The following is a 23,019-nucleotide window of genomic DNA, read 5'->3' as shown; positions in this document are numbered from 1 at the left end:
ACGAAGAGGCCTGCAATGGAGTGGCTGGGACTGCAATTGTTCGCCGAGCTGCCGGCGACCGGACAGATCATCCTCGACTGCCGACACAACCCCTTCCTGGTGCTGCTCGCCTTCGTCGTGGCCAGCGCCGCCTGTTTTGCCACCCTGGACATGAGCGAACGCCAGAGCCAATGCGAGGACCGCTTCGCCCGTCGGCAATGGCGAGTGCTTGGCGCCTGCTGCCTGGCCGGCGGGATCTGGGCCATGCACTTCATCAGCATGCTGGCGTTCCAGGCACCGCTGGAGATCCACTTCGACGCACCGCTGACAGGCTTGTCGCTGCTGGTGGCCCTGCTCGCCGCCTGGCTGGCGATGAACAGCCTCAATCGCAGCGAAATGCGCCTGCGCCACTATCTGCAGACCGCGCTGTTCATCGGCCTGGGCATCAGCATCATGCACTACACCGGCATGGCCGCCCTGCAGACCAGCGCCCAGCAGTACTACCAGACCGGCCTGCTGCTCGCCTCCATCGGCATCGCCGTGCTCGTCAGCCTGGTGGCGCTGCTGATGGCCCGCTACTTCCGCAAGGGCAGCGGCACCCTGCACCTGTTGCTCAAGTATGGCGCCAGCCTGCTGATGGCCGGCGGCATCGTGCTGACTCATTTCACCGGCATGGCGGCCATGACCCTGGTGATTCCCGGCGAAACCGCCCTGCGCCTGCCCTCGGCCGACAACAGTCTGCAGTTGGCACTGACCATCGCTGTCATCACCCTGCTGATCAGCGCTGGCAGCATCAGCGCGGCGCTGGCCGACAAGAAGCTGCAGAGCAAGGAGCACGACCTGCGCCGGGTCAATGTGTTGCTCAGCCAGCTCGACCAGGCCCGGGCTTCGCTGCAGCAGGCAGCCCACTACGATGCCCTGACCAACCTGGTCAACCGCCGCGGCTTCAACCAGGTGTTCGCCGAGCGCCTGGCCGAACAGGCCGCCCATGAGGGCATGCTGGCGGTGATGTTCCTCGACATCGACCATTTCAAGCGCATCAACGACAGCCTCGGGCATGCTGCCGGCGACGAACTGCTCAAGGTGATCGCCGGCCATATCAAGGCCGCCACCCGCGGTCAGGACCTGGTGGCGCGCTTCGGTGGCGATGAGTTCTGCATCGTCACCAGCCTCAACAGCCGCGACGAGGCCCGCCACCTGGCCCAGCGCATCATGCAGCGGATGAAGGAGCCGATCGACCTGGCGGGCCGGCGCATGGTCATGACCACCAGCATCGGCATCAGCATCTTCCCCGATGACGGCCAGAGCACCGAGGAACTGCTGAAGAACGCCGACCTGGCGCTGTACCAGTCCAAAGGCTGCGGGCGCAACAGCCTGAACTTCTTCAACAACGGCCTGAAGACCCGTGCCACCTTGGAGCTGCAACTGGAGGAGGAACTGCGCGTGGCGCTGTTCGAGGAGCGCGGCCTATGCGTGCACTACCAGCCGATCTACGACCTGCGCAGCGGCCAGGTGGCCAAGCTCGAGGCCCTGGTACGCTGGCAGCACCCGCAGCACGGCCTGCTCAGCCCCGAGCGTTTCATCTGCATCGCCGAGGCCAACGGCCTGATCGCCGAACTGGACCTGTGGGTGCTGCGCCGGGCCTGCGAGGACCTGGCCCAGCTCAATCGCCACGGCTATGGCGAACTGAAGGTCACGGTGAACTGCTCGGCGCTCACCCTCGGCCGCGAGGAGCTGGCCACCGAGGTGGAGATGGCGCTGTTCCAGGCCGGCCTGGCGCCGCGCCAGCTGGAACTGGAGGTCACCGAAAACGCGCTGATGGGCGACATTCATCACACCATCAGCCTGCTCAAGCGCATCCGCGCCCAGGGCGTGGCGCTGTCGATCGACGACTTCGGCACCGGCTATTCGTCATTGGCCTACCTGAAACGGCTGCCGCTGGACGTGCTGAAGATCGACCGCTCGTTCATCCAGGACGTGCCGGGCAGCCAGAAGGACCGGGAAATCGTCCAGGCAATCATCATCATGGCCCACACCCTGCACCTGAAGGTGGTCACCGAAGGCGTCGAGACCGTCGAGCAGCATGAGTTCCTCGCCTGCCATGGCTGCGACTACCTGCAGGGCTACCTGCTCAGCCGGCCGGTGCCGCTGGCCGAGCTACGGCCGATCCTCGAACGCCTCGACCGCCAATCGGGCGAGCTCAGTCCTTGTTGCGATACAGCGTTACCAGAGTCGCCGGATCTTTTTGCAGATAACCCTGGCTACCGTGCAGGCGCATCAGCTGCGCGGCGAGGCCACTGAGCGGCGTCGCCGAGCCCTGCTCGCGGGAAAATTTCACCGCGGTATCGAGGTCCTTGAGCAAGGTGCGCACGTGCCACTTGACCGGCTCGAAGCGGCTCTCGGCCATCTGCGGGGCAAGGATCTGCAGCGGCCTGGAGTCGGCGAATCCGCCGGCCAGCGCCTCGGCGATCAGCCGCGCATCGACCCCTGACTGCTCAGCCAGGGCCACCACCTCGGCGATCACCAGCGCATTGCAGGCCACGATCATCTGGTTGCACGCCTTCGTCACCTGGCCGGCGCCCACCGCGCCCATGTGCGTGACCCGCTGGCCCAGGGTCAGCAGCACCGGCCGCGCCCGCTCGAGATCATCGGCCTCGCCGCCGACCATGATCGCCAGGGTACCCGCCTCGGCCCCCGGCGTGCCGCCGGACACCGGTGCATCGAGCCAGGCCATGCCGCACAGGGCGGCCAGCTCCGCGGCCATTTCACGGGTGGCGGTTGGCTCCAGGCTGGAGAAGTCCACCAGCAGCTGACCACTGCGCCCGCCATGGGCGATGCCCTGCTCGCCGAACACCACCTCGCGCACCACCGCCGTGTCGGCCAGGCACAGCAGCACCATGTCCGTCGCCTGGCACAGCTCGGCGGGGCTGGCGGCCAGTTGCGCACCGGCGGCGACCAGCTCGGCGCACTTGCCCGGACTGCGGTTCCACACGGTCAACGGATACCCGGCGGCCAGCAACCGACGGCACATCGGCAGGCCCATCAGGCCAATCCCGGCAAAACCCAACGAAGGCAATGCAGTACTCATGAGCGACTCCAGATTAAAGAAGCGTGACAAACGGACGATGCAATGCGGGTGCGAACGGAAAAACCTTAGTCCGACTAAGGAAACCCCCTATCGCATAAGAAAAAGACGCACTGATAAAGTCGCGAAATTTCTCCGTGATGGCTAGATGATATGCATCACCGGGAAGCCAACCACTCCAGGCAAATGGCGCACTATGACCTCTACGAACACTTCTGCCAATGCGGTCCCCGAGCCGACCCTCAGCCCCACTTCGCTGACTGCCGGCAGTGCTCGAGACCTTCCCGCCGCCCGCAGCATGCCGGCGCAGCAGTACCTGTACTTCACCGAGCAGGACATCCAGCGCATCCTCGACAACCTCGACGGCCTGCGCGACCTGGTGTTTCCGCCGAACCTGCACGTGGAGGACGAGGACCAGCTGCGCCTGGAGCAGCAGTTCCCGTCGGTGTGCCTGATTGGCCTGGGCCGCTGCGGCTCGAACATCGCCCTGGACGTGGCGGAACTGGTATACAACGCCCGCACCTTCTTCCTCAATGAGTACAACAACGAGGACCGCTTCAAGGGTGAAGCAGGCTACAGCCCGGCGCGCTGGATCCGCCAGAACCTGCGCCTGGTGCAGAACAAGGCCGCCAAGCCGGTGTTCCTGGTCGAGCCGCTGGTGATGCTGGGCGACCTGGACAAGGACATCGCCGGGCGCATCCGCTTCTCGCGCAAGGGCGAGCGTGGCGGCTTCCTGCGTGACTACAGCAAGATGAAGATCATGGACCTGTCCGAGGTGCATGCCGGGGGTGCCGGTAACGCGCCGATCCTTGGCCAGTACCTGGCCAAGATCATCCTCAACAAGGACACCCAGCGCTTCTCCAGCGCCGACTGGAAACTGATCCACTCGTACCTGATCGACTCCTGCGGCATCAAGGCCAACCAGTCGCGCCTGTACTTCTACATCTTCAGCGCCGGCGGCGGCACAGGTTCAGGGATGGCCTCGGAATTCGGCCTGGCCCAGCAGTACTCGTACATGAACAAGACCTTCGACACCAAGCCGGCCGACGAGAACGACGGCAAGAGCGGGCACTCGTTCGTCTTCGAGCCGATCTTCACCAGCGGCATCTGCGTGCTGCCCAACGCCTCCGACCACCGCAGCGAAATGTCCGAGGCGCTGCACATCAACGCCGGACGTCTGCTATGCAAATACCTGTCGGAGGAATGGGACTTCTCGTACAACTTCGACAATGAAGACAGCAGCGAAGCCAGCGTCATGGGCCGTATCCGCCCATGGAACGCGATGATGCTGATCTCCAACGACATCATGCGCTACGCCGAGGAGAGCGATGACGGCACGATCCAGAACATCGACGTCAACGCCATGGAGAAGCACGCCAACCAGTACATCTCCCAGCAGATCTTCAACATCCTCACCGCCCAGGCGGTGACCACCGACTACGACCAGAACTACTTCCGTCGCGCCGGCATCGACATCGGCGAGACCATTCGCCTGGACGCCAACGACCTGTTCATGAGCCTGGCCGGCCCCGTGGCCATCGCCTACGCCGAATCGGTGGTGCCGGAAGTGCCACCTGCAGGGTCGGACAAGTTCAAGGTGTTCGAGCGCGAGCAGCCGCGCCTGGATATCGACGACCTGTTCTTCCGCTCCATCGACCTGCCGCACTTCAACAAGCAGACTCAGGCCATCGAGGGCATCAGCCTGCTGCCGATCGAGTCGCGCCGCTACCGCGCCGCGCTGGAGCAGTACCAGGCCTCGGGCTACGACGCCGCGGCCCTGCACGACCTGCACTTCTTCAAGAACTGCTCGTCGGTGGTGTCGATCGTCTCCCTGCCCAAGGACTACAAGCTGTCGTACATGGACCTGAACCGGCTCAAGACCCACCTCAACAGCCTGTTCCCCAACACCACGCTCAAGCGCTACGCGTTGGTGATCGGCGCCTCGGCCAACCTGTCACTGACCACCCTGATCGCCAAGAGCCCTTGCCTGTCGGACGACTTCCTGACCCTGATCGTGGCGTTCATCAAGCGCTGCTTCGCGCGCAACCCGTACCGCTTCGACGACACCATGGACAACGCGATCCTGGAGTTCATCACCAGCGAGCACTTCGATGAAGACAGCATCGACGACCTGCTCAACGAGTTCGAGAACCCGGCGAAGATCCTCGACACCAACTGGTACGCAATCAAGCCGATGTACGAGAAGAAATACCGCGAGCTGATCAACGACAAGAGCCGCTTCGTCTCGATCAACGATATCCGCCTGTCGCGCGAGTGCGTGAAGAAGGCAGTGAAGTACCTGCGCGAGATCTTCCGCCATCGCATCGGCAAGACCCGGGTGATTTCGCTGAACAGCCATACAGGGCGCGTGGACTACTGAAAACCATCGCGGGGCAAGCCCGCTCCCACGAGGAGGCTTCGTGGGAGCGGGCTTGCCCCGCGATCATTTCGGCGGCGTATTACGCATGCCGTAAACTGTTACCGCCCCGCCAAATCACCCCGCCACTGTTACCAACTTCCACCTTACGTGAGCGTCAACGCGCACCATCACGAGGCGTATGCGCGTTTTTGCGCACTAAAAAAGCGCTTGCTTATTCCGCTTTCTTCGCCTGGATCACGATGAACGGCGAAACCACCACCGCCCAGATCTCTGGATCGCGGGTTTGCAGGTCGAGCGCCTGCTCAGCAGACACCGCTCCGACAGTGCCATCATTACGCCACTTGGCGAAGATCTCGCTGCGATTCTCGGCCATCGCCTCGGCAACGGTGATCAGGTCGAGGCTGGGGTCGACCCAAATCAGGTCACCCTTGGCCCAGAAACGCTCCAGGGCTTTCCACTCGATGACGGCGGTCTCGCCGAGCAATTTGGCATAGAGGGTGCTTACTTGATCAGTCATGGGTCTACCTGCGCAAAGATCGTCCAACAAAAAGGCCGGCATTTTTGCAGAAAAACCTGGTTTCAAATACGTAATTTGGTCGATCAGGCCCGAACTTGTGGGGGCGGGCCGCGGATACCGGCAAAGTGATGGCGCTTTTCTGTATCTTTATGTCGACCAGGCGACACCCCTCGAAACAGACGCTTTTCGCCCGCTTTTCAAGCGCTCGGACGGCGCTCTACACTGTACCGGTACAGTTCCGGGACATGTTCCGGGGGAAGGTGGGCTCACGGCATGGCGTAGCCAGGCCGTAGATCCCGCCCGGTCTGTAGCCCTGGCCTCAGGACTATAAGAATTACAACAGAATGAGTGGAGCACTATGATCAAGATTTCCAAGCTGTTTGCCGCGATGGTTCTGGCCGGAGTCGCCAGCCATTCGTTTGCCGCCGACACCATCAAGATCGGCATCGCCGGTCCCAAGACCGGGCCGGTGACCCAGTACGGCGACATGCAGTTCGTCGGCGCCAAACAGGCTATCAAGGACATCAACGCCAAGGGCGGCGTCGATGGCAAGATGCTCGAAGCCGAGGAATACGACGACGCGTGCGACCCTAAACAGGCCGTGGCCGTCGCCAACAAAGTGGTCAACGATGGCGTCAAGTACGTGATCGGCCACCTCTGCTCCAGCTCCACCCAGCCTGCGTCCGACATCTACGAAGACGAAGGCGTGATCATGATCACCCCCGCCGCCACCTCCCCGGACATCACCAGCCGTGGCTACAAGATGGTCTTCCGCACCATCGGCCTGGACAGCGCCCAGGGCCCGGCCGCCGGCAACTACATCGCCGACCACGTCAAGCCGAAGGTCGTTGCGGTCCTGCACGACAAGCAGCAGTACGGCGAAGGCATCGCCACCGCGGTCAAGACCACCCTCGAGAAGAAAGGCACCAAGGTCGCCGTCTTCGAAGGCCTGAACGCCGGTGACAAGGACTTCTCCTCGATCATCCAGAAGCTCAAGCAGAACAACGTCGACTTCGTCTACTACGGCGGCTACCACCCGGAGCTGGGCCTGATCCTGCGCCAGGCGCAAGAGAAGGGCCTGAAGGCCAAGTTCATGGGTCCGGAAGGCGTGGGTAACGACTCCATCTCGCAGATCGCCCAGAATGCCTCCGAAGGCCTGCTGGTCACCCTGCCGAAATCGTTCGACGCCGACCCTGCGAACAAGGCCATCGTCGACGCCATCAAGGCCGACGGCAAGGACCCGAGCGGTCCGTTCGTGTTCCCGGCCTATTCGGCTGTCCAGCTGATCGCCGAAGGCATCAAGGCCGCCAAGTCCGAAGACACCGACAAGGTGGCTGCCGCCATCCACGCCGGTACCTTCAAGACCCCGACCGGCGACCTGTCCTACGATGAGAAAGGCGACCTGAAGGACTTCAAGTTCGTGGTCTACGAATGGCACTTCGGCAAGCCGAAGACCGAAGTCTCCCCTCAGTAACTGCGTGACTAATAGCTGACCGAGAAGCCCACTGTGCGAGCAGTGGGCTTTGTTTTACGAGGTTCTATGGACCTGATTCCCGTGATCCGGGAGCCGGTTCACCTGAAAATCTTAAAACCGTCACCCGCGGTTTCCTGGTTGTGCCCGCACAAGATCACGTGGCGTAGACCACGAGAACATGGGCCGGGGTCATCCCCCGCCAGAGAAATGCAAATCAGGTTTTTAGGAGCGCTGTAATGCCTGAGATCTACCATTTCCTACAACAACTGGTTAACGGATTGACCATCGGCAGTACCTACGCGCTGATCGCCATCGGTTACACGATGGTGTACGGCATCATCGGCATGATCAACTTCGCCCACGGCGAGGTGTACATGATCGGTTCCTACGTGGCCTTCATCGCCCTCGCCGGGCTGGCCATGATGGGTATCCACTCGTTGCCGATCCTGATGACCGTGGCCTTCGTCGCCACGATCTTCGTCACCAGTGCCTACGGCTACAGCATCGAACGGGTCGCCTACCGACCGCTGCGCAACAGCAACCGGCTGATCCCGCTGATCTCCGCCATCGGCATGTCGATCTTCCTGCAGAACACCGTCCTGCTGTCGCAGGACTCCAAGGACAAGTCCATCCCCAACCTGATCCCCGGCAGCTTCTCGTTCGGCCCGGGCGGCGCGGAGGAGGTGCTGGTCTCGTACATGCAGATCCTGGTGTTCGTGGTGACCCTCGTCGCCATGACCTGCCTGACCCTGTTCATCTCCCGTTCTCGCCTGGGTCGCGCCTGCCGCGCCTGCGCCGAGGACATCAAGATGGCCAACCTGCTGGGCATCAACACCAACAACATCATCGCCCTGACCTTCGTCATCGGCGCCGCGCTGGCGGCGGTGGCTGCCGTGCTGCTGAGCATGCAGTACGGGGTGATCAACCCCAACGCCGGTTTCCTGGTGGGCCTGAAGGCCTTCACCGCGGCGGTACTGGGCGGCATCGGCAGCATCCCGGGCGCCATGCTCGGCGGGCTGGTGCTGGGCGTGGCCGAAGCGTTCGGCGCCGACATCTTCGGCGACCAGTACAAGGACGTGGTGGCATTCGGTCTTTTGGTTCTTGTCCTGCTGTTCCGGCCGACCGGCATCCTGGGCCGCCCGGAGGTTGAAAAAGTATGAACAGAAATCTCAAACAGGCGTTCTTCAGCGCCTTGCTGGTCTGGGCCGTGGCCTTCCCGGTGCTGGGCTTGAAACTCAGCATCGACGGCATCAGCCTGATCGTGCACAGCCAGGGCTCGTTCACCATCAGCATCATCGCCGCGTGCTCGGTGCTGATGTTCCTGCGCGTGTTGTTCGACAAGCAGTGGAGCGCGGTGATGGGCCGCCGCTCGGAGCGCAAGCTGGTACCACCTTCGGTGACCAACTTCCTCACCCTGCCGAAGACCCAGCGCTGGGTCATCATGGGGCTGATCGTGGCGGCGCTGATCTGGCCGTTCTTCGGCTCGCGCGGCGCGGTCGACATCGCCACCTTGATCCTGATCTACGTGTTGCTGGGCCTGGGCCTGAACATCGTGGTGGGGCTTGCGGGCCTGCTCGACCTGGGTTACGTCGGCTTCTATGCCGTCGGCGCCTACAGCTACGCGATGCTCTCGCACTACCTGGGCTGGAGCTTCTGGGTGTGCCTGCCGATCGCCGGCCTGATGGCCGCCACCTTCGGTTTCCTGCTCGGCTTCCCGGTGCTGCGCCTGCGCGGCGACTACCTGGCGATCGTGACCCTGGGCTTCGGCGAGATCATCCGCCTGTTCCTGCGTAACCTCACCGACTGGACCGGCGGCCCCAACGGCATCAGCAACATCCCCAAGCCGGAGTTCTTCGGCCTGACCTTCGAACGCCGCGCCGCCGAGGGCATGCAGACCTTCCACGAGTTCTTCGGGCTGGAATACAACTCGATCAACAAGGTGATCTTCCTCTACCTGGTGGCCCTGCTGCTGGCACTGCTGGCGCTGTTCGTCATCAACCGCCTGCTGCGCATGCCGATCGGCCGGGCCTGGGAAGCGCTGCGTGAAGACGAGATCGCCTGCCGCGCGCTGGGCCTGAACCCCACCGTGATCAAGCTCTCGGCGTTCACCCTGGGTGCCTGCTTCGCCGGTTTCGCCGGCAGCTTCTTCGCCGCCCGCCAAGGGCTGGTGACACCGGAGTCGTTCACCTTCATCGAGTCGGCGATCATCCTCGCCATCGTCGTGCTGGGTGGCATGGGTTCGCAGCTGGGCGTGATTCTCGCGGCCATCGTGATGATCCTTCTGCCGGAGATGATGCGTGAGTTCAGCGAATACCGGATGCTGATGTTCGGTGCGCTGATGGTGTTGATGATGATCTGGCGTCCGCAGGGCCTGCTGCCCATGCAACGTCCGCACATGGAGCTGCCTCGATGAGCCGCGAAATTCTGCAAGTCAGCGGCCTGAGCATGCGCTTCGGCGGCTTGTTGGCGGTCAACGGCGTGGGCCTGACCGTCAAGGAAAAACAAGTGGTGGCGTTGATCGGCCCGAACGGCGCCGGCAAGACCACCGTGTTCAACTGCCTCACCGGCTTCTACAAGCCCAGCGGCGGCACCATTCTGCTCGACGGCCAGCCGATCCAGGGCCTGGCCGGCCATCAGATCGCCCGCAAGGGCGTGGTGCGGACCTTCCAGAACGTGCGCCTGTTCAAGGAAATGACCGCGCTGGAAAACCTGCTGATCGCCCAGCACCGCCATCTGAACACCAACTTCTTCGCCGGCCTGTTCAAGACCCCGGGCTTCCGTCGCAGCGAGAAGGAGGCCATGGAGCGCGCGCAGTACTGGCTGGAGAAGGTCAACCTGACCGAGTTCGCCAACCGTACCGCCGGCACCCTCGCCTACGGCCAGCAGCGGCGCCTGGAAATCGCCCGCTGCATGATGACCCAACCGCGGATCATCATGCTCGACGAACCGGCCGCCGGCCTGAACCCCAAGGAGACCGAGGACCTCAAGGCCCTCATCGCCTACCTGCGCGAATCCCACAACGTGACCGTGCTGCTGATCGAGCACGACATGAAACTGGTGATGAGCATTTCCGACCACATCGTGGTGATCAACCAGGGCACGCCCCTGGCGGATGGGACGCCGGAAGAGATTCGCGGCAACCCTGATGTGATCAAGGCCTACCTGGGGGAGGCGTAAATGCTGAAGTTCGAGAACGTTTCCACCTTCTACGGCAAGATCCAGGCGCTGCACAGCGTCAACGTGGAGATCAACCAGGGCGAGATCGTCACCCTGATCGGTGCCAACGGTGCCGGCAAGTCGACCCTGCTGATGACCCTCTGCGGCTCGCCCCAGGCGAGCAGCGGCAGCATCAAGTACCTGGGCGAGGAGCTGGTCGGCCAGCCGTCCTCGCACATCATGCGCAAGAGCATCGCGGTGGTGCCGGAAGGCCGCCGCGTGTTCTCGCGCCTGACTGTCGAGGAAAACCTGGCCATGGGCGGTTTCTTCACCGACAAGGGCGACTACCAGGAACAGCTGGACAAAGTCCTGCAGCTGTTCCCGCGTCTGAAGGAACGCTACATCCAGCGCGGCGGCACCATGTCCGGCGGCGAGCAGCAGATGCTGGCCATCGGCCGGGCGCTGATGAGCAAGCCCAAGCTGCTGCTGCTCGACGAGCCATCGCTGGGCCTGGCGCCGATCATCATCCAGCAGATCTTCGACATCATCGAACAGCTGCGCCGCGATGGCGTGACGGTGTTCCTGGTGGAGCAGAACGCCAACCAGGCGCTGAAGATCGCCGACCGGGCGTATGTGCTGGAAAACGGCAAGGTGGTGATGCAGGGTACCGGTGAAGCGTTGCTGACCGACCCGAAGGTACGCGACGCGTACCTCGGGGGTTGAATGATCAAAGGGCCTTCGGGCCCTTTTTTCTTGCCCCACGATGAGGCCCTTGTGATACCAGCGCACCCTGCGTAACGTGGCCAGCTCTTTTGCAACGTCTCCCGGAGCACGCCCCATGCGCCTCACCCCTTCACTGCTGCTCACCGCCTTGCTGCCGCTGTTCGCCGGCTGCCAGATGCTGGCCGAAAAACCGGTCGACCCGAACCTGGGCACCACCCGCATGCAAGGCGAGCTGAGCGCGGCCGGCGGTCATCTGCTGTTCAAGCCCTGCAGCGAAAGCCGTCGCTTCATCGTCAACGACGTCGCCGCCACCGGCATCCTGCAGGAAGCCGCCAACCTGGCCGACGATGCCGGTGACAAACTGTTCGCCGACGTCCGCGCGCGCATGACAGGCAGCAAGCAGGCCGGCAGCGACGGCCAGCTCGACGTGACCCGCCTGTACCGACTGGAAACCTCCGAATACAGTGGCTGCGAAGACCCGAACTTCAAGCAGCTGACCCTGCGTGCCGGCGGCCATGAACCGGACTGGGACATCAAGGCCAGTGGCAAGGGCATGGTGCTCAACCGCATCGGCCAGGACCCGCTGCCGCTGCCTTACCTGGAGGAGGAAATGCCCGGCGGCGGCCTGAGCTTGTCCAGCGAAGCCAATGGCCAGCGCGTCGAGCTATGGGTCGCGCCGCAGCGCTGCGTCGACGGCGCCACCGGTGCCATCCGCCACCTCAAGGCCGAGCTGCGCATCGACGGCAAGACCCTGCAGGGCTGCGCCTACTACGGTGGCGCCCGCGACCTCTGATCGCCGGGCACTTTTATCCTGCCAGTCGGGGCGGCTAACAGCTTATACTTGGCGGTTTGTGTAAAGCCGCCGGCCGCCCATGGCCGGGATACTGGACCCTGCCATGCTACGAATCACCGAACTGAAGCTGCCCTTGGACCACTCCGACGACGAGCTGCGCGCCGCCATCGTCCAGCGCCTGGGCATCAGCGATGAGCAACTGCTCGGTTTCACCCTGTTCAAGCGCAGCTACGATGCGCGCAAGAAGAACAGCGAGCTGCTGTTCATCTACACCATCGACCTTGAAACCAGCAACGAAGACGAACTGCTGCGCCGCTTTGAAGACGACGCCAAGATCAGCGTGGCCCCGGACGTCAGCTACAAGTTCGTCGGCCAGGCCCCGGCCGAGCTGTCTGCGCGCCCGATCGTGGTCGGCTTCGGCCCCTGCGGCATCTTCGCCGGGCTGGTGCTGGCGCAGATGGGCTTCAAGCCGATCGTGCTGGAACGCGGCAAGGAAGTGCGCCAGCGCACCAAGGACACCTGGGGCCTGTGGCGCAAGAGCGTGCTCAACCCCGAGTCCAACGTGCAGTTCGGCGAAGGCGGCGCCGGCACCTTCTCCGACGGCAAGCTGTACAGCCAGATCAAGGACCCGAACCACCACGGCCGCAAGGTGCTGGAAGAGTTCGTCAAGGCCGGTGCCCCGGAAGAGATCCTTTACATCAACAAGCCGCACATCGGTACCTTCCGCCTGACCAGCATGGTCGAGAAGATGCGCGAGGAAATCATCACCCTGGGCGGTGAGGTACGCTTCGAGCAGAAGGTTACCGACCTGCTGATCGACGGCGAACAGCTCACAGGCGTGGTACTGGACAGCGGCGAACAGTTGCACTCGCGCCATGTGGTCCTTGCCTTGGGTCACAGCGCCCGCGACACCTTCCGCATGCTCCACGCCAAAGGCGTGTTCATGGAAGCCAAGCCGTTCTCGGTCGGTTTCCGTATCGAGCACCCGCAGTCGCTGATCGACAAGGCGCGCCTGGGCAAGTACGCCGGCCACCCGAAACTCGGCGCCGCCGACTACAAGCTGGTGCACCACGCCAAGAATGGCCGTTCAGTCTACAGCTTCTGCATGTGCCCGGGCGGCACCGTGGTCGCCGCCACCAGCGAACCGGGGCGCGTGGTCACCAACGGCATGAGCCAGTACTCACGCAATGAGCGCAACGCCAACTCCGGCATCGTCGTCGGTATCGACCCCGAGCGCGACTACCCGGGCGGCCCACTGGCTGGCATCGAGCTGCAGGAACGCCTGGAGGCCCATGCCTACGTGATGGGCGGCAGCAACTACCAGGCACCGGCGCAGTTGGTGGGTGACTTCGTCGCCGGCCGTCCGTCCACCGCGCTGGGCAGCGTCGAGCCGTCCTACAAGCCGGGCGTGACCCTGGGCGACCTGGCCCCGAGCCTGCCGGACTTCGCCATCGAGGCGATTCGTGAGGCGCTGCCGGCCTTCGACCGCCAGATCAAGGGCTACAACCTGCATGACGCGGTGCTGACCGGCATCGAGACCCGCACCTCCTCGCCGCTGCGCATCACCCGTGATGCCAGCTTCCAGAGCCTCAACCTCAGGGGCTTGTTCCCGGCGGGTGAAGGTGCGGGCTACGCTGGGGGCATTCTGTCAGCGGGCGTGGATGGCATCCGCATCGCCGAGGCGGTGGCGCGGGACATGCTCGGCCTGTAATCCCACTGCAGGGCAAGCAAAAGAAAACCCCGAACAGGCCAGGCCGGTTCGGGGTTTCTTTTGTGCGGTGATCAGTGAGTGACGCGACTGGTGCCATCGACGGTCATGATGCGCACACGCTCGCCCACACGGAAGATCTCGTTCTGCTGCACTTGCTGCACGTAGGCGCGCATGCTGCCGTCGTCTTCACGTACGGTAATCTCGACGCCCTGGGTGCGGGTCAGGCCTTCTTCGGCGGCCGAACCTGCCAGGCCACCGGCCACCGCACCGATTACCGCAGCAACGATGCTGCCTCGGCCTCCGCCGACGGCGCTACCGGCGACGCCACCGACGATGGCGCCGGCGCCACCGCCAATCGGGGTCTTGGTGCCTTCGATCTTCACCGGACGCAGGGATTCGATGGTGCCCATGCGCACGGTCTGCACGCGGCGGGCCTCATCACGGGAGTAGCTGTCGCCGGTCAGCGACGACTGGCAGCCGCCCAGCAGCAGCGACACGGTGGTGAAGCTGGCCAGCAGCAAAGCGGATTTACGCATGGGGTCAATCTCCAGAAGACAAGTGTTCATTAGACTCCGCGCCTTGACAGGTGTCACGACGCAAACGTTATAAAATTGTTTTCATTCAGCCCAGGTACAGCCTATGCCGGCCATGTGGCGGGCATTTAACGTGAGACCAAGGATAGCCATGGATTACTTCATCGTCGTCGTGGTGACTATCGCCGGCCTGTATTTTCACGGGTGGCTGTATGTGCGCATGCGTCGCTGGATGGACCGGGACCTGGCGCTGTCGCTAGCCGGGGAGGATCCGGCGAAGCGGGATTTCATGCTCAAGTTGCTCGAGCGGGCGCGGGTGGAGAAAGTGCGGCGCAAGGAGTTGGCGGCGTGGCTGGAGCGGGAGGCGGCGGGGTATCGGTAATGCTGGGGCTGCTTTGCAGCCCCAGCACCTCAGGGCGCCAGGCGCTCGCGCAACCACTGGCCATCGACCAACCGGAAGTTCAGCCGGTCGTGCAGGCGACTGGCTCGCCCCTGCCAGAACTCGACACGCTCCGGCACCAGGCGGTAGCCGCCCCAGTGTTCCGGGCAATGCGGTTGCGTATCGGAAAAGCGCGCCTCGGTGGCCTTGACCAGCCCTTCCAGCTCCTCACGGTCAGCAATCACCCGGCTCTGCGGCGACGCCCAGGCGCCCAGGCGGCTGCCCAGCGGGCGTACCTGGTAGTAATCGTCCGACTCCTTGGCCGTGACCTTTTCCACCCGCCCTTCAATTCGCACCTGGCGCTCCAGCGCCGGCCAGAAGAAGGTCATGGCCGCGAACGGGTTCACCGCGATGTGCTGGCCCTTGGCGCTTTCGTAATTGGTGAAGAACGTGAAGCCTCGGGCATCGAGGGCCTTGAGCAACAGTACCCGGCAATGCGGGCGGCCGTCGGCGTCGACGGTCGCCAGGGTCATGGCGTTGGCTTCCACCGGCAGTTGTTCGGTCTTCACCGCATCAGCGAACCAGTGGTGGAACAGCGCGAACGGCTCCCCCGGGGCCTGGGCTTCGGCCAGGCCATCACGGGTGTAGTCGCGGCGCATATCGGCCAGGGATTGGGTCATGACTGCGTTTCCTTGACGATCAGTTGGTCTTCGCAGGGCTGTTGGCGGCGACTTTCTTGTCGGTGGCGGCCTTCTTCGCGGCAGGTTTGGCCGGAGCGGCTTTCTTCTTCGCGCTGGTGCTGGCCTTGGCCGGCGCCTTGGCCTTGGCGGCCGGCTTTTTCGCAGCTGGCTTGGCAGCGGCCTTGGCGGCTGGCTTGGCCGCCGGAGCCTTGGCATCCTGGGTGGCGACCATCGCCGTCGGGGCTGGCGCCGGGGCGGCCTGCTGGTACTTGGCCAGCAGCGCGACCATGGTGTTCTGCGGGGTCAGCAGCAGCTCGACGCGTCGGTTCAGGGCACGGCCCTCGGCGCTGTCGTTGGCGGCGCGCGGCATCACCGAGCCCATGCCCTTGAGCATCAGGCGGTCACGCTGCAGGCCGCTGAGACGGAAGATCGCCGACACGGAAGCTGCGCGCTCGAGGCTGAGCTTCTGGTTGGCGGCGGTGGCACCGCTGCTGTCGGCGTGGCCGAGGATCAGCACCGCGGTCTTGGTGTCGGTCTCAATGGCCTTGGCCACCTGGGTGATCGGGCCGAGGGTGACCGGCAGCAGCATGTTCGGACGGTCCGGGTTGTAGGCGCTGTCCACCGGAATGGTTACCGCCAGCACATCTTCACGACGTTCGAGTTCGAACTTGCTGCCCTTGATCGCTTCGCGGACCTTCGGTTCGTACTGGTCGAGCCAAGCCTGGGTGGCCTTCTGGTCGATCTTCGGCACCGCCGCGACCTTGTCTTTTTTCTCGTCGCTACCGAACGGCCACCACCAGCGGCTGGCGCTCTCGGACTTGGCATCGGCCTTGGCGACGTTTTCGACGACAGCCTCCTTCACTTCCTTGTCGGCGACCTTGTCCGAACCAAAGGGCCACCAGTTCAGGCCACTGTCCTTGGAAGCGTCCTGGGAGTGGCTGGCGCAGCCGGTCATGGCCAGGCACAGGGCGAGTGCTAAGGTTTTATGTGAAGACATCAGCGATACACCATGAAATAGAAAGAAATTTTGCCCATACCCATCAGGCGTTGGCATTGAGGATAGTCAAAGGGTCCGGTCAATACCCGCGTTACCCGATCAAAGGCAACTGCCAAGGACACGCACCAGGCGTTGAGCGCGCGGGTCCATCAGTACATAGGGGCCCAGGGTATTGGTGACGAAGCCAAAGGCCACGTCGTGTTCGGGGTCGGCAAAGCCGACCGAGCCGCCCGCGCCGGGATGGCCGAACGCCCGCGCGCCAAGGCCGAAAGTGGCGTTGGCCACTTCTGGCTGGTCGAGCATGCAGCCCAGGCCGAAGCGGGTCTGGGTCAACAGGGTGCGGTCCTGGCCGAGGCTGTGCTCGCGGGTCAGTTCGTCAAGCAGTTCGGACTCCAGCAGGCTGCCGTCGAGCAGGCCGGCATAGAAGCCCGCCAGGCTGCGGGCGTTGCCGTGGCCATTGGCCGCTGGTTGCTGCATGCGCCGCCATTCGGGCTTGTTGGTGCTGGTGAGGATTGCCGGAGGGTTGGTGAAAGCCCGGGTCGACAGGGCCTCGGGCTCGCGCATCGTGACCTGCAGCAGGCGCTGGGCCGCGGCATCGCCGGGGTTGCCCTTGCCGCGGGCGATATGCGCCACGCGGTGGAACGCGTCGTCGGCCAGGCCGACATGGAAATCCAACCCCAATGGCCGGGCGGTGCGGGCCACGATCGAGTCGCCCGGGCCGCGACCGTCGGCGCGGCGGATCAACTCGCCGATCAGCCAGCCATAGGTGATCGCCGCGTAACCGTGTTCGCTGCCGGGCGTCCACCAGGGCGCTTCGGCGGCCAGGGCATCGACCATGGCCTGCCAGTCATACAGCGCCTCGGCCGGCAGCAGCTCGCGGATGGCCGGCAGACCTGCGCGGTGGCTGAGCAACTGGCGCAGGGTGACCTGCTCCTTGCCAGCCTGGGCGAACTCCGGCCAGTAGCGCGCCACCGGCGCATCGAGGGCCAGCTTGCCCTCGCCCACCAGTTGCAGGGCGGTGACGGCGGTGAAGGTCTTGGTGCAGGAGAACAGGTTGGCGATGGTGTCGCTGTGCCAGGCCTCGCGGCCGTCCTTGTCGGCGCTGCCAGCCCACAGGTCGACCACGGTCTCGCCGCCGACCTGGATGCACAATGCGGCACCACGCTCCTGGGGATCCTCGAACAACGCGGCGAAGGCATCGCGCACCGCCTCGAACTTCAGCTCATAGTGACCCTGGATCTGCACCCGACTACCTCTCTGTACGGCCTGGCTTGCAAAGGGGTGCATTGTTTCAGTAGTTGGGCGATTTGCAAACTGGATATGGCTGGGTGGTTGTCAGGGGTGTCCATGTTCCCTGGTGGGACGCTATCGCGGGGCAAGCCCGCTCCCACAAAAGCGCTGCCAGGGACAGCGCTCATTTTTTGGGAGCGGGCTTGTCCAGCTCGGTGCGTAGCTGCGTGAGGCTCTGCAGGTTGCTCCGGCGCACCGCTTCGACGAAGCCCGGGTAGCTCACGTCGGTGATGGCCACCAGGCCCAGGTGGCCGTTCTCGCCGTCCAGCAGCCTGCCGCTGGCCGGTTGGTCGAGATACTGGAACCAGTGCGCGCCAACGATCATCGGCTGGGCCATGGCGGCCTTGAGGAAGTTGGCATAGGCCGGCCCGCGATCTTCCTCGCGGGCGACTTCCACCGGGCCTGGCCAGAACGGACCGCGATCGCGGGAGCCGAACTGGAACTCCGAGACCAGCACCGGCTTGTCCAACTCGGCCAACCGGACGAAGTCGTAGCCGTCTTCAGGCTTCAAGGTATAGAAGTTGAAACTCAGCACATCGCAGAACCTGGCGCAGGCCTGCACCGCTTCAGGCGTGCTGACCGCATAGCGACCGCCCAGCAGCAGATGGTTGGGCGCATGCCACTTCAGGGCATCGGAAATGGTCTTGAAATAGGTTTCGGCGAACACCTGCTGGAAATACTGGTAGTCACGCTCGATTTCCGGGTGCTCCGGATTGGGCAATGGCGCCTCGAACCCTGGGTCTTCCATCAGTTCCCAGGCGGTCAGCTCGATCCCCCAGGCCTTCGACAAACCTTGCTGGTTGCGGTATTTGTCGCGCAACTGCTTGAGGAAGGCACGCTTGGCCGGCACATCGGTGGTCAGGCGCAAGGTGCCATAGGCCAGGCCGTAGCGTGCCTTGGGATCGTCGCCGGGGGCGGCCCAGGCCAGTTCGTTGTCGGCGAAATAACCGATCAGCCAGGGGTCATCGCGGTGATCACGGGCGGCGATGGCCACGGCGCGCTCGGTGGCCATGGCGAAGCGCGGGTCGAACGGGTCGGGCATGCGACCCCACCAGTCCATGCCAGTGCTGATGCTGGCGTAGTCACCGACGATCGACAGCGGCAAGGTGTACGGCAGGCGCCTGGCCTGGCCGAGCGCCGGGTCGCTCCAGTTGCCGAGGGTGTTGAAGCCCCAGGCCTGCAGGCGATCGAGGGTGTGGGCCTGCCAGCGCTGGGCGTCCAAGGCCGGCGCCGGGCAGGCCGTGACATCCTGCGGACAAGGCTTGCCGTAGGTGCGCTGCAGGTTGGCCGCATAGAAATCGAACCAGCGCCCTTGCTTGAAGCCCCGACCCTGGGACGAGGCATTGCCGTCATCATTGTTTCCTTCGCCGTAGAAGGCGGTCATGGCGTCGCCCTCGCCCGGCAAGCCCTTGAACATGCCTTCGCGACCGGCGACATAGGTGCGCCCGCCATCGGCGGCAACGGCATTGACGCCGAGCGAATAGAACGGATGCCCATCGGGCGTCACCAGGTACCAGCGCCCGTCGCGCTTCTCGGTGCGGAAGAAGCCCTTGGCTTCGAAGGCCGGCCCCGCGAGCAGGCCGCCATAGGTGTCCAGCTTGAGCTTGTCGCGCTCAGCCAGCCAGGCCTTGAGTTGTGCCTGTTCACGGTTGTCGGCGGCCTTGAGCTGCTCATCGCCGATGATCTTCTCCGGCCAGCGGCCCCGAGTCGACTGCCCATAGGCATCGATCAATTCGCTGTAGGCAGCCTTGAACGCCTGGTCGTCATCCTGCAGGCCGACTTTCTCGATCAACAGGCTCTGGGCTACCTTGGGGCCGGGAATGCTCAGGCTGATCGAAGTGACCTGCGCCAAGTCCACCGCGCCTTCACTGCTGGTCAGTAGCAGGCGTTGTCCCTCGAAAGTCCAGGGCATCGGTGGCCCGGCGCGCATACCCTGGCTCAGTGGTGAACTGGCCTTGAGCGGAATCATCACGGTCTGCGCGGGCCCGGCCGGCAGGTCGATGCGGCTGGTGAGGGTACGCCCGTCGCTGCTCTGCACCGTTACATCGACAGTCAGCGCCCAGTCCATGCCACTCTGCAGGCGCAGGGTCAGTGCCTGGCCGGCGCTCCAGTCCCACGCTCCGCCTTGTGGCGCGAGGCGCAGGGTCGGCTGCGCCACCGGGTTGAACACCACCCGCCGCAACACTTCGCCTTCGGCTGTCTGTTCCGCGTTGTACTGCGGCAGGTTGGCGTCCTGGGTGACGACATTCACCACCGAGGCCGGGCGCACGAAGCTGAACAGCGTCTGTTGCCCGGCCAGCAAGGGCGCACTGAACAACAGGGAGAACACGACAGGCAGGGTGCGGCGGATCATAGGGCGGTGACTCTCCTTCGGAGCCCGTCATGGGCTCGCAATCGAGTAATGGACAACGGGTCTAGCATCTTGCTCCGGCGCTCAGCCGATTTCCCGTCGGAAGGGTGGCAGTGCGTTGAGAATAGCCTTGCCGTAGCGTTGGGTGACCAGGCGTCGATCGAGCAAGGTGATGACGCCACGGTCCTGCTCGGTGCGCAGCAACCGACCACAGGCCTGGATCAGGCGCAGCGAGGCGTCGGGCACGGCGATTTCCATGAACGGGTTGCCGCCCCGGGCTTCGATCCATTCGGCCAGCGCGGCTTCAACCGGGTCATCCGGCACGGCGAAGGGAATCTTGGCGATCACGACGTGCTCGCAGTAGGCACCCGGCAGGTCGACGCCCTCGGCAAAGCTGGCCAGGCCGAACAGCACGCTGTGTTGGCCATCGTCGACCCGCGCCTTGTGCTTGTTGAGGGTCTCCTGTTTGGACAGGTTGCCCTGGATCAGCACCAGCTTGCGCCAGTCGCGGTCCAGGCCATCGAACACGTCCTGCATCTGCTTGCGCGACGAGAACAGCACCAGCGCGCCACGGGCATCCTCGACGATGGCCGGCAGTTCGCGGATGATCGCTGCGGTATGGGCGGTGGCATCCCGTGGGTCGGCGCCCAGGTCGGGCACTCGCAACAGCCCGGCGTCACCGTGCACGAACGGGCTGGGCACCACGCATTGCACGGCATCGCGGGGCAGGCCCGAACGCATGCGGAAGCGGTCGAACTTGCCCAGGGCGGTGAGCGTTGCCGAGGTCACCAGAGCGCCATAAGCGACGTTCCACAGGCTCTTGCGCAGCATCTCGGCGGCCAGGATGGGGCTGGCGTTGACTTCGATGTCAAACAGCGCGCCGCTTTCAGCCAGGGTCAGCCAGCGGGCCATGGGCGGGTTGTCTTCCGGATCTTCGGCGGTGAACGCGGTCCACAGTTCCCAGTTGCCCTGGGCGCGGGTCACCAGGCTGCCGAACAGCGGGTACCACTCCTCGGCCTGGTGGCTGGCGATACCAATGTTGTTCTCGCCATCCATGCCTTCCTTGAGCAGGTCGGCCAGGCGGGTAAACAGGTCGTTGAGGCGGGCGAAGCCTTTCTTGAGCTCGATGCCGACCTCGCGGATCTGCTCAGGCACCACCCCGCCTTCGAAACGGTAGCGCGGACGGTCACGGCCTTCCATGTCCTCGCCGGCGCGGAAATCCGCCACCTGCTCGCAGAGGGTGAACATGAACTGCTGCTGGGCGCGGACTTCCCGCGCCAGCTCCGGGACCTGCTCGATGTACTTGCCAAGGTCGCCCGGCAGCGGATGCTGGGCCAGCAGCTTGGTCAGGTTCTTGGCGGTCTGCTCCAGCCAGTCGGCGGTGGAGCGCAGGCGCGAATAGTGGGCGAAGTGGCCGATGGCCTTGTCGGGCAGGTGGTGGCCTTCGTCGAACACGTACAGGGTGTCGCGCGGGTCGGGCAGCACGGCGCCACCGCCCAGGGCCAGGTCGGCCAGGACCATATCGTGGTTGGTGACGATCACGTCGACCTTGCCCATGCCTTCACGGGCCTTGTAGAACACGCACTGCTGGAAGTTCGGGCAATGCCGGCCGGTGCACTGGCCATGGTCGGTGGTCAGGCGAGCCCAGTCCTGGTCCTCGATGGTTTCGGACCAGCTGTCGCGGTCGCCGTCCCAGCGGTTGCCGGCGAGCTTCTCGATCATGCTGTTGAACAGCTTCTGGCTGCGCTCGTCAACCTCGATGCGAAAGCCCTCTTCCTCGAACAGCTGGGCGGTGGCCGACTGGGCATGGCCTTCCTGCAGCAGGACGTCGAGCTTGGACAGGCACAGGTAGCGGCCGCGGCCCTTGGCCAGGGCGAAGCTGAAGTTCAGCCCGCTGTTGCGCATCAGGTCGGGCAGGTCCTTGAAGACGATCTGCTCCTGCAGGGCCACGGTCGCGGTGGCGATTACCAGGCGCTTGCCAGCAGCCTTTGCGGCGGGGATTGCGGCCAGGCTGTAGGCGACGGTCTTGCCGGTACCGGTGCCAGCCTCGACGGCCACCACGGCGGGCTCGCCGGCACGGCGGCCGTCGTCGTCGCAGGCGATGTCGCCGAGTACCTTGGCCACTTCGGCGATCATCAGGCGCTGGCCGTAGCGTGGCTTGAGGCTTTTGGCTTCGAGGAAACGCGAGTAGGCGCCCTGGATGGTGGCTTTGAGTTCGTTGCTGATCATGGTCTGCAGGCGCCCGGAGGGCTGGATATATTTTCAGTGTTTCGCATGGGCCGGCTATCATACCCCGCTATTGCCCTTTGTGCCGCATGGAGATCCGGATGCTTGCCTTTGCCCTGCCCTACACCTTGCATGTCCTGGCCGCCCTTGTCTGGGTCGGGGGGATGTTCTTCGCCTGGCTGGTGCTGCGGCCGGCAACGGTTGCCGCGCTGGAGGGGCCTGCGCGGCTGCGGTTGTGGGTGGAGGTTTTCCAGCGGTTCTTCAGATGGGTCTGGCTGGCGGTGGCGGTGTTGGCTGTCAGCGGGGTCGGGATGATTCACCTGCGGTTTGCCGGGTTCGAGACCGCGCCTCGTTACGTGCAGGTGATGATTGGCGGGGGGATTGTCATGTTTGCGTTGTTCATGCGGATTCAGTCTTTGTTGCTGCCTGAACTGCGGACGGCGGTGGAGGCTGGGGATTGGGCTTCGGGGGCTGGGGTGCTGGGGCGGATTCGGCGGTTGGTGGGGGTTAATTTATTGATTGGGGTGTTGGTGGTGGGGGTGGCCAGTTCGCGAGTTTGGGTTTGAGGGGGTTGGCTTCGGCCTCGGCTTCACAGATGATTGTTTTTGGTTTTTGTAAGCACATTCGTAGGTGATGTCGACATTTAGGGAAGTGTCAGATTTTTTGTGTGCGGGCCGGTAACGGCCTGCCATCAGGCAGGCCCTGACTTTCACCAGGTCGGCCTGATGAACCGATCTCCGTACAAA

At 64.1% G+C, this 23,019-nt stretch carries 19 protein-coding genes; 11 read left to right on the top strand and 8 right to left on the bottom strand.

Annotated elements, in window-relative coordinates; translation table 11 throughout:
• The first annotated feature begins 15 nt into the window (after window positions 1-15).
• Window positions 16-2,280, top strand: coding sequence for a putative bifunctional diguanylate cyclase/phosphodiesterase (locus tag AC25ND_RS25670; protein WP_486976666.1), 2,265 nt, complete (start codon window positions 16-18; stop codon window positions 2,278-2,280).
• Here the strand turns inward: AC25ND_RS25670 and AC25ND_RS25665 are convergent.
• Complete coding sequence (locus AC25ND_RS25665) at window positions 2,180-3,067, bottom strand: NAD(P)-dependent oxidoreductase (protein WP_486976665.1); 888 nt, start codon at window positions 3,065-3,067, stop codon at window positions 2,180-2,182. The genes AC25ND_RS25670 and AC25ND_RS25665 overlap by 101 nt on opposite strands.
• A 193-nt stretch (window positions 3,068-3,260) precedes the next feature.
• On the opposite strand from AC25ND_RS25665, the gene AC25ND_RS25660 reads away from it, so the two are divergent.
• The gene (locus AC25ND_RS25660; RefSeq protein ID WP_028692116.1) at window positions 3,261-5,444 is read left to right on the top strand and encodes a hypothetical protein; all 2,184 of its coding nucleotides are present in this window, start codon (window positions 3,261-3,263) and stop codon (window positions 5,442-5,444) included.
• A 211-nt stretch (window positions 5,445-5,655) separates the two neighbouring features.
• On the opposite strand, the gene AC25ND_RS25655 is transcribed toward AC25ND_RS25660, so the two are convergent.
• Window positions 5,656-5,961 carry a DUF2288 domain-containing protein gene (locus tag AC25ND_RS25655; protein ID WP_062363838.1) on the bottom strand — a complete coding sequence of 102 codons (306 nt, stop codon included), beginning with the start codon at window positions 5,959-5,961 and terminating at the stop codon, window positions 5,656-5,658.
• A gap of 358 nt (window positions 5,962-6,319) precedes the next feature.
• Between AC25ND_RS25655 and AC25ND_RS25650 the strand changes: the two genes are divergently transcribed.
• The 7 genes from AC25ND_RS25650 to AC25ND_RS25620 all read left to right on the top strand — a co-directional run bounded on the left by AC25ND_RS25650 (window position 6,320) and on the right by AC25ND_RS25620 (window position 13,818).
• Window positions 6,320-7,435 (top strand): branched-chain amino acid ABC transporter substrate-binding protein, encoded by a 1,116-nt coding sequence (locus AC25ND_RS25650; protein WP_288521710.1) that lies wholly within the window; start codon window positions 6,320-6,322, stop codon window positions 7,433-7,435.
• Between the two features lie 236 nt (window positions 7,436-7,671).
• Window positions 7,672-8,595 (top strand): high-affinity branched-chain amino acid ABC transporter permease LivH, encoded by a 924-nt coding sequence (gene livH / locus AC25ND_RS25645; protein WP_028692119.1) that lies wholly within the window; start codon window positions 7,672-7,674, stop codon window positions 8,593-8,595.
• On the top strand, window positions 8,592-9,848 hold the full coding sequence (locus tag AC25ND_RS25640) for a high-affinity branched-chain amino acid ABC transporter permease LivM (RefSeq protein ID WP_028692120.1): 1,257 nt from the start codon (window positions 8,592-8,594) through the stop codon (window positions 9,846-9,848). The genes livH and AC25ND_RS25640 overlap by 4 nt, the downstream gene beginning before the upstream one ends.
• On the top strand, window positions 9,845-10,612 hold the full coding sequence (gene livG / locus AC25ND_RS25635; protein WP_028692121.1) for a high-affinity branched-chain amino acid ABC transporter ATP-binding protein LivG: 768 nt from the start codon (window positions 9,845-9,847) through the stop codon (window positions 10,610-10,612). The genes AC25ND_RS25640 and livG overlap by 4 nt, the downstream gene beginning before the upstream one ends.
• Window positions 10,613-11,314: an ABC transporter ATP-binding protein gene (locus tag AC25ND_RS25630; protein ID WP_028692122.1), complete on the top strand. Its 702-nt coding sequence runs from the start codon at window positions 10,613-10,615 to the stop codon at window positions 11,312-11,314. It begins immediately after the preceding gene.
• Window positions 11,315-11,429: 115 nt separating this feature from the next.
• Window positions 11,430-12,107, top strand: a complete 678-nt coding sequence (locus AC25ND_RS25625; RefSeq protein ID WP_028692123.1) for a COG3650 family protein — start codon at window positions 11,430-11,432, stop codon at window positions 12,105-12,107.
• Window positions 12,108-12,210: 103 nt separating this feature from the next.
• Window positions 12,211-13,818 (top strand): NAD(P)/FAD-dependent oxidoreductase, encoded by a 1,608-nt coding sequence (locus tag AC25ND_RS25620; protein WP_186597639.1) that lies wholly within the window; start codon window positions 12,211-12,213, stop codon window positions 13,816-13,818.
• A gap of 71 nt (window positions 13,819-13,889) precedes the next feature.
• Here the strand turns inward: AC25ND_RS25620 and AC25ND_RS25615 are convergent, their stop codons facing one another.
• Entirely contained in the window at window positions 13,890-14,354 is a 465-nt protein-coding gene (locus AC25ND_RS25615; protein ID WP_023632818.1) for an outer membrane lipoprotein, read from the bottom strand.
• Window positions 14,355-14,502: 148 nt separating this feature from the next.
• On the opposite strand from AC25ND_RS25615, the gene AC25ND_RS25610 reads away from it, so the two are divergent.
• A complete protein-coding gene (locus tag AC25ND_RS25610; RefSeq protein WP_028692125.1) occupies window positions 14,503-14,733 on the top strand; it encodes a hypothetical protein in 231 nt (76 codons plus the stop codon).
• 29 nt (window positions 14,734-14,762) lie between these two features.
• On the opposite strand, the gene pdxH is transcribed toward AC25ND_RS25610, so the two are convergent.
• From pdxH to dinG, 5 genes are all read right to left on the bottom strand, one after another.
• A complete protein-coding gene (gene pdxH, locus AC25ND_RS25605; protein WP_028692126.1) occupies window positions 14,763-15,410 on the bottom strand; it encodes a pyridoxamine 5'-phosphate oxidase in 648 nt (215 codons plus the stop codon).
• A 19-nt stretch (window positions 15,411-15,429) separates the two neighbouring features.
• The gene (locus AC25ND_RS25600) at window positions 15,430-16,407 is read right to left on the bottom strand and encodes an OmpA family protein (RefSeq protein WP_028692127.1); all 978 of its coding nucleotides are present in this window, start codon (window positions 16,405-16,407) and stop codon (window positions 15,430-15,432) included.
• Window positions 16,408-16,506: 99 nt separating this feature from the next.
• The gene (locus AC25ND_RS25595) at window positions 16,507-17,652 is read right to left on the bottom strand and encodes an EstA family serine hydrolase (RefSeq protein ID WP_028692128.1); all 1,146 of its coding nucleotides are present in this window, start codon (window positions 17,650-17,652) and stop codon (window positions 16,507-16,509) included.
• 169 nt (window positions 17,653-17,821) lie between these two features.
• Window positions 17,822-20,050 carry a beta-galactosidase gene (locus AC25ND_RS25590; protein WP_186597641.1) on the bottom strand — a complete coding sequence of 743 codons (2,229 nt, stop codon included), beginning with the start codon at window positions 20,048-20,050 and terminating at the stop codon, window positions 17,822-17,824.
• 81 nt (window positions 20,051-20,131) lie between these two features.
• A complete protein-coding gene (gene dinG / locus AC25ND_RS25585) occupies window positions 20,132-22,276 on the bottom strand; it encodes an ATP-dependent DNA helicase DinG (protein WP_062363845.1) in 2,145 nt (714 codons plus the stop codon).
• Between the two features lie 98 nt (window positions 22,277-22,374).
• Here dinG and AC25ND_RS25580 point away from each other — a divergent pair, with 98 nt between their 5' ends.
• Window positions 22,375-22,839 (top strand): CopD family protein, encoded by a 465-nt coding sequence (locus AC25ND_RS25580; protein ID WP_182325338.1) that lies wholly within the window; start codon window positions 22,375-22,377, stop codon window positions 22,837-22,839.
• Window positions 22,840-23,019 lie beyond the last annotated feature (180 nt).

Source organism: Pseudomonas sp. P110(2024), from assembly GCF_057480795.1.
This window is presented reverse-complemented; position numbering and strand designations above follow the sequence as displayed.